Origin of the sequence: Dankookia rubra, from assembly GCF_004355005.1 — a bacterium.
GTDB classification, from domain to species: Bacteria; Pseudomonadota; Alphaproteobacteria; order Acetobacterales; family Acetobacteraceae; genus Paracraurococcus; species Paracraurococcus ruber_A.
In genome coordinates this window covers 1-6,526 of record NZ_SMSJ01000169.1, presented here as the reverse complement: position 1 = coordinate 6,526, position 6,526 = coordinate 1, and the positions used below count along the sequence as shown (strand labels likewise).

Sequence of the window (6,526 nt, the reverse complement as noted above, 5' to 3'; positions counted from 1 at the left end):
CCGCCCGCATCCGCCGGTCCGGCGCCCGCCGCGCCGTCCCGCACCGCCCGGCCGCGGGGCGGCGCCGCCCGATTCCCCGGCCGGGCGCCGCGGGTGCCACCGCGGTTCGAGCCGGAAGGCGCCGGCGCCGGCCGGGTCTTGCTGGCGGCGGCAAGCCCCGGCATGACGGTGGCAGCAGACCGGAGGAAACGAGAATGGCCCCGCGCATCCTCATGATGGAGAACCCGCTCAGCGCGACCGATATCGCGCGCGAGCTCGCCCCCGCCGGCATGGAACTGGTGGTGGCGCCGCTCGGCAGCCCGGAATTCGAGTCCGCCCTGCCCGGCGCCGACTTCCTGGTCGGCTTCGGCAACCGCGCGGTGGATGCCGGCTTCTACGGGCGCGCGCCGAAGCTCAAGCTGATGCAGCTGCTCTCGGCCGGCTACGACACGGTGGACATCGAGGCCGCGCGCGGCGCCGGCATCCCGGTCTGCAACAACGGCGGCGCCAACAGCACCGCGGTGTCGGAACACGCGATCCTGCTGATGATGGCGGTCGCCCGCCGCCTGGTCTGGCAGCACGAGAGCGTCGCCGCCGGCCGCTGGCGCGGCAACGACCTGGCCGGCACCAAGCTGTACGAGCTGCGCGACAAGACGCTCGGCATCATCGGGCTCGGCGCCATCGGCAAGAAGGTGGCGCGGCTGGCCAATGCCTTCGGCATGACGGTCCACTACTACGACATCCGCCGGGTCTCGGAGGCCGAGGAGGACGCGCTGCATGTCCGCTTCAAGCTGATGGGCGAGATCCTGCGCAATGCCGACATCGTCTCGCTGCACGTGCCGCTGACCCCGGCCTCCCGCCACATGATCGGCGCCGCCGAGATCGCGCAGATGAAGCCCACCGCCTATCTGGTCAACACCTGCCGCGGCCCGGTGGTGGACGAGGCGGCGCTGATCGCGGCGCTGACCGATGGCCGGATCGCCGGCGCCGGACTCGACGTCTTCGACCAGGAGCCGCCGCCGGCCGACAACCCGCTCTTCCGGCTGAAGAACGTGGTGCTGACGCCGCATTTCGCGGGGCCGACCTGGGACAACCAGCAGGCGCGGTTCCGCAACGCCTTCGACAATTGCCAGCGGGTGGCACGGGGCGAGAAGCCGCTCTGGGTGATCCCCGAACTGGCGGACTGACCCTGCCCCGGCGGCCGGCCCGCGCGGGCCGGCCGAAGCCGGGCTGACGCCGCGCGCCCCGCTCCCGTCCCCTTCCCCGTATCCCCCGGCACAGCGCCGGCAGGGCGAGCCTGCCAGGGTCCCCCCTGGCCGGATTGCCACACTTGCCCCGTTACTGCCGCATTTTCGCCTTAATTCCTTGGCGGCCTCACGCTTATTTGTATACTGCTTCCTATTCCAGGGCAACCGTTAGGGGAGCGTGAGTTGAGCGACCATCCGAACCAGCCGCGCCGCAGCCCCTTGGCCAGCACCCTCCGCCTCGCCCGCGGCTGGTACGGCTCCGCCGAGCGCCGGCTCGCCTGGGGCCTGACCGCCCTGGTGGTGCTGATGACCCTGGGGCAGATCGCCACCGCGCTCGGCGTGAATGCCTGGAACGGCGCCTTCTTCGCCGCGCTCGACCGCCGCGACCAGGCTGCGATGGGAACCCAGGCCTGGATCTTCGCCGGCCTGGTCTGCCTGACGATGACGCTGGCCGTCGCCCAGCTCGGCGCCCGGCAGATGCTCGCGCTCTCCTGGCGCCGCTGGCTGGTGCAGCACCTGCAGGGCCGCTGGGCGCGCGATGCCAGCAATTACCACATGGGCCTGCTGCCGGACGCCGCCGACAACCCGGACCAGCGGATCAGCGAGAACACGCGCTGGGCGACCGCGGTCTCGGTCGATCTCGGCTGCAGCCTGCTCTACGCCGTCATCAACCTGATTTCCTTCGTCGGCCTGCTCTGGACCCTCTCGGCCGCGGTGCCGCTGGCCGGCATCGCGGTGCCGGGCGGCATGCTCGGCCTCGCCGTCCTCTATGCCGGCGCCGGCACCCTGCTGACCTGGGCGATCGGCCGGCCGCTGATCGGCATCCACGTGGACCGCAACCGGGCCGAATCGGAACACCGCTTCGCCCTGATCCGGCTGCGCGAGAATGCCGAGGCGGTGGCGATGATCGGCGGCGGGGCGGATGAGGCGCGCCACCTCGACGGCAGCTTCGGCAACGTCGTCGCGGTGATGCGGCGGATGCTGCGGCAGGAACGCCACCTGATGTGGCTGGGATCCAGCTACGGCATGGTCGCCGCCGCCCTGCCGCTGCTGCTGGCCGGGCCCGCCTTCTTCGCCGGCGCCCTCGGCCTCGGCGCCCTGGTGCAGCTCGGCCAGGCCTTCACCGAGGTGGTCCGCGCCCTCTCCTGGCTGCAGGAGCACTGGCCGCAGATCGCCGACTGGCGCAGCCACGTGGTGCGGATAGAGGCGCTCGAGGACAGCCTGGAGGCCGCGGCGAAGCTCGGCCGGGCCGGCGGCATCGCGGTCGCGCCCGGCGCCGGCGACCTGGTGCTGGACCGCGTGACGCTCCGCGCGCCCAATGGCCGCGTGCTGGTCGAGGGCGCCAGCGCCACCATCCGGGCGGGCGAGCGGGTGCTGCTCCAGGGCGGCAGCGGCTGCGGCAAGTCGACGCTGTTCCGCGCCGCCGCCGGGCTCTGGCCCTGGGGCGAGGGGCGCATCGAGATGCCCGACCCGGCCGCGACCATGCTGCTGCCGCAGCGCCCCTACCTGCCGCTCGGCACGCTGCGGGAGGCGGTCTGCTACCCCGCCCCGCCCGGCCGCTTCACCGATGCGGCGATCGCCGCGGCGCTGGCCCGCTGCAACCTGGCCGGGCTGGCCGGCCGGCTGGAGGAAGCGGGGCGCTGGGACCGGACGCTGAGCCTCGGGGAGCAGCAGCGGCTCGGCTTCGCCCGGCTGCTGCTGCATGCGCCGCGCTGGGTGCTGCTGGACGAGGCGACCTCGGCGCTCGACGAGGCGGCCGAGGCCATGGTGATGGAGCTGTTCTCGCGCGAACTGTCCGGCGCGGCGCTGGTCTCGATCGGCCACCGGCCGGGCCTCGCCCGCTGGCACGACCGGGTGCTGCGGCTCGAAGGCGGGCGGCTGCTGCCGGCCGGCCTGCCGCCCCTGCCGGCGCCGGGCCGGGTGCGGGTCGCGCATGCCCATGCCGTCCCGGGCGAAAGGCCGGTGGCGCGGCCGGAGCGCGGGCGGGGCGCCGGGGTCTGGCAGCCCGCGGGCTGATCGGCATCCCCGACACCGCACCAAGACGTCTCACGCGATTGGCATAATGGTTTTTCAACCATAAAGTTAGAAAGCCTGCGCGACTCAGGAGATGCAGATGCGGAAGACCCTCCTCCCCGCCCTGGCGGCCCTGCTGCTGGCAGCCGGACCCAGCCTCGCCGCCGACGGCAACTACAACGACGGGGCCGCCGGCAATGCGACCAGCGACACCGCGAATTGCCGGTCGGCGCTGATGCGCGACGCCTGCGCCGCGGCCCTGACCGAGGCGCCGCTGCCGCTGGCCGGCGCCGGGCTGGTCGGCCTGCTGCTGATGGGCGGCGCCGGCGCTTCGGCCCTGATCCTGCGGCGGCGGCGGCGGGCCGATCCGCTGGCGTGATCCGGCACCGCGCCATGGCGACGGCGTCCGGCCAGCGGCCGCCCATCGGCGCGATCCCGGCCGCCGCCCTGGATGACCCGGGCGCGATGACCGCAGCGCTTGCCCGCCGCGCCGCCACGCCCGGCTTCCTCGTCACGCTCGGCATCCTGGCCGCCGCGGCGAACTTGGCGGCCGATGGCGGCGGCATCCCGGGCCTTTCGGCGGGCACCGGGCTGCTCGCCGCCGGCACCGCGCTGCTGACGCTGCGGCGGATGCCCGCCGCCGCCGCCGGTGCGACGGATTGGGCCTGCTTCGCCGCCGCGCTCGCCCTGGCCGCCGCCCCGCCACGGGCCGGCGCCGTGGCGGCGCTGGTCGTGCTGGCCCTGCCCTGCCTGCGCGCCGGGCGCGCCGACGGCGCGGCCGGGCTGCTGCTGGCGGCGGGCGGCGTCGGGCTCTTCGACCTGCTCGGCAGCGGCCTGGCGGCCGGGCCGGTGATCGCGGCGGAGGCCCGGATCCTGGTGGCACTGCTGCATGCGGCGGGCGTCGCGGCCGAGGCCGCCGGCAACCTGGTCATGCTGCCCGAAGCGCGCCATGCGCTGCTGATCCTGCGCGGCTGCTCGGCCCTGGTGCTGCTGCCGGAGATGCTGGTGGCCACCCTGGCCCTGTCGCTGCTGGTGCGGCCGGGCCGCCCGGCCTGGGGTGCCGTGGCGCTCGGGATGGGGATGGCGCTGCTGCTGAACCTGGCGCGGCTGGTCGCCATGGCGGTCTCGGTGCCGGTGGCTGAGGCGCTGCACGGCGACTGGGGGCTGGCCGGGCTGCAGTTGCTCTGGACCGCGCTGGCCCTGCTGGCGGCCCTCGCGGCGTGACGGGGCGTCGGCCCGCGCTGCTCGGCCTGGCGGCGAGCCTGGCGCTCGGGCTCGGCCTGAAGCTCGGACGGGCGGCGCCCGAGCCGGCGGCGATCGATGCCCTGGCCTGGTTCGCCGCCCGCGGCGAGCCGGCGGTGGCCGAGCGCGGCCTCGGCCAGACCGGCAGCTACCGTATGCTGCGGCTGGCCGGGGCCTGCGGCCGGCAGGTGGTGCCGCTCGACCGGCCGGACGAGATCCTGCCGCTGCTGCGCCGAACCCTGCCGGAGCCGGCCTGGGCCGGCGCGCAGCTCTGGCTGGGCGGGCTGGAGCCCTGGCCGGAGGACCTTTCCGGCCTGCCGCGCCGGCGGCTCTGGCACCGGCTGCGGCACGGCGTCACGCCGACCCCGGCCCTGGTGCTGCGTGGCCTCGCGGCGGACGCGGCGGCCTGCTGAGAAGCCGCTTCACGCCCCGAGCCTTGCCGTTCGGGACGATCCCGGCTCAGAGATCGACCTTGCCGGTGTGGAGGCGCATCCGCATGTGGTCGGGGACCTCCTGCCCGGCATCGACGAAGGCCTTCCGCAGCGCATTCATGCTCGGCCCGAAGATGCCGCTGCGGTTCTCCGAGCACCATTCGCGGCTCTGCGCCGGCATGGTCAGCGAGTTCTGGAAATGCGGCATGACCCAGCGGGCGAAGAGCTCGTAGCTGCGCAGCGTGTCTTCCCGGTTGGCCCATTCATGCGCGCGGAACAGCACGCCGCCGGCGCCGCCCTCGGTGTATTCCAGCAGCCGCTCGATGCCCTTGACGATGGTCTCGGGCGAGCCGACCAGCGTCGTTCCGGCCTTGAGCCCGTCGCCGAGCGGGTTCTCGCTGCGCATCGGCGGGCGGCCGAGGGTTTCCGAGAAGTAGGACAGCGTCTCGATCCGCTCGCCGCGCGCCACGTCGCGCAGGGCGCGCTCGTCCTCCTCGGCGCAATGCATGTTGACGACCAGGCGCCAGCCGTCCCGCTTGAACTGCTTGCCGTGCTTCGCCGCCTCGGCCTCGCCCTGCCGCCAGTAGTCCGCCAGCTTGGCGTTGCCGCCCGGCAGGCCGGCGCCGAGCGAGAGCAGGCCGAGCCCGTACTTGCCGGCGGCCAGCACGCCGGAGGGCGTCGTGGCCGAGGCCACCGCGATGGGGAAGTGCGGGTAGGTATAGGGCGCCAGGTGCAGCCGCGCCTGGTTCAGCTCGAACCAGTCGGTCTTCATCGTCACCGGCTCCTCGCAGGCGAGCAGCCGGGTGATGGCGTCGAGGCTCTCGTCCATCATTCGCCGCTGGTCCTCGGCCTTGATGCCCATCATGTAGGCATCCGAGACCAGCGCGCCGGGGCCGCAGCCGAGCATCGCCCGGCCGCACGTCATGTGGTCGAGCTGGACGAAGCGCTGCGCCACCAGGAAGGGGTGGTGGTAGGGCAGCGAGGTGACGCCGGAGCCCAGCATGATGTGCTTGGTGCGCTCCGCCGCCGCGCCGATGAAGATCTCCGGCGAGGCGATGATCTCCCATCCCGCCGAATGGTGCTCGCCGATCCAGGCCTCGTCATAGCCCAGGGTGTCGAGCCAGGAGATCAGCTCCAGGTCGCGGCCCAGCGCCAGCGTCGGGTTGTCGCCCACCCGGTGGAAGGGGGCGAGGAAGATGCCGAAGCGCAAGCCGGCATGGGCCATGGGGATGATGCCTTTCCTGGAGCGGTCTGGAGTTTCCGTTAGCAGGCTAGGGACTTCTCCCGGCCGCGGTCAACCGGACGACTGACCAAAGCGCGCGAACCAGCTGTGCGCCGGCGCACAGCGGCGGCGGACGCGGCCTGCCAGGCTTGCCTCGCTGCCGGAGGCGCCCGGCCCGGCCGCAGGAGTGACCCGCATGCGCCTCGCCAGCACCGATCCCGCCGCCTTTCCCGCCCCCGGGCCGGCGCTCGGCACGCGGCTGCGCCGCTGGCTGCGGCGGCGGCGCCAGGCGGCGGTGCTGCGCGTGGTCGAGCCGCGGCTGCGCGAGGATGCCGGCCTGCCGGTGGGTCCCGCCATGGCGAGCCTCGCCCCGGCCCGGCCGCAGGCGGCGC

The 6,526-nt window shown here is 74.3% G+C and carries 7 protein-coding genes; 6 read left to right on the top strand and 1 reads right to left on the bottom strand.

Going from position 1 to position 6,526, the window contains the following annotated elements; translation table 11 throughout:
- Window positions 1-194 precede the first annotated feature (194 nt).
- The 5 genes from E2C06_RS34930 to E2C06_RS34910 all read left to right on the top strand — a co-directional run bounded on the left by E2C06_RS34930 (window position 195) and on the right by E2C06_RS34910 (window position 4,894).
- Entirely contained in the window at window positions 195-1,166 is a 972-nt protein-coding gene (locus tag E2C06_RS34930; RefSeq protein ID WP_133293151.1) for a 2-hydroxyacid dehydrogenase, read from the top strand.
- Window positions 1,167-1,409: 243 nt separating this feature from the next.
- Window positions 1,410-3,242, top strand: a complete 1,833-nt coding sequence (locus E2C06_RS34925) for an ABC transporter ATP-binding protein/permease (protein ID WP_133293150.1) — start codon at window positions 1,410-1,412, stop codon at window positions 3,240-3,242.
- Between the two features lie 97 nt (window positions 3,243-3,339).
- Complete coding sequence (locus E2C06_RS34920) at window positions 3,340-3,618, top strand: hypothetical protein (protein WP_133293149.1); 279 nt, start codon at window positions 3,340-3,342, stop codon at window positions 3,616-3,618.
- Window positions 3,619-3,632: 14 nt separating this feature from the next.
- Window positions 3,633-4,463 carry a hypothetical protein gene (locus E2C06_RS34915; protein ID WP_133293148.1) on the top strand — a complete coding sequence of 277 codons (831 nt, stop codon included), beginning with the start codon at window positions 3,633-3,635 and terminating at the stop codon, window positions 4,461-4,463.
- The gene (locus E2C06_RS34910) at window positions 4,460-4,894 is read left to right on the top strand and encodes a hypothetical protein (protein WP_133293147.1); all 435 of its coding nucleotides are present in this window, start codon (window positions 4,460-4,462) and stop codon (window positions 4,892-4,894) included. The genes E2C06_RS34915 and E2C06_RS34910 overlap by 4 nt, the downstream gene beginning before the upstream one ends.
- A gap of 46 nt (window positions 4,895-4,940) precedes the next feature.
- Here E2C06_RS34910 and E2C06_RS34905 read toward each other — a convergent pair whose 3' ends face one another.
- Window positions 4,941-6,137 carry an LLM class flavin-dependent oxidoreductase gene (locus E2C06_RS34905; protein WP_206664834.1) on the bottom strand — a complete coding sequence of 399 codons (1,197 nt, stop codon included), beginning with the start codon at window positions 6,135-6,137 and terminating at the stop codon, window positions 4,941-4,943.
- A gap of 193 nt (window positions 6,138-6,330) precedes the next feature.
- On the opposite strand from E2C06_RS34905, the gene E2C06_RS34900 reads away from it, so the two are divergent.
- Window positions 6,331-6,526, top strand: a 196-nt coding sequence (locus tag E2C06_RS34900) for a hypothetical protein (protein WP_133293146.1), incomplete at its 3' end; no start/stop codon positions are given.

Excerpts from the sequence above, each read along its gene's own strand:
- E2C06_RS34930 (WP_133293151.1), top strand. The coding sequence starts at position 195 with ATGGCCCCGCGCATCCTCATGATGGAGAACCCGCTCAGCGCGACCGAT.
- E2C06_RS34920 (WP_133293149.1), top strand. The coding sequence starts at position 3,340 with ATGCGGAAGACCCTCCTCCCCGCCCTGGCGGCCCTGCTGCTGGCAGCC.
- E2C06_RS34915 (WP_133293148.1), top strand. The coding sequence starts at position 3,633 with ATGGCGACGGCGTCCGGCCAGCGGCCGCCCATCGGCGCGATCCCGGCC.
- E2C06_RS34905 (WP_206664834.1), bottom strand. The coding sequence starts at position 6,137 with ATGGCCCATGCCGGCTTGCGCTTCGGCATCTTCCTCGCCCCCTTCCAC.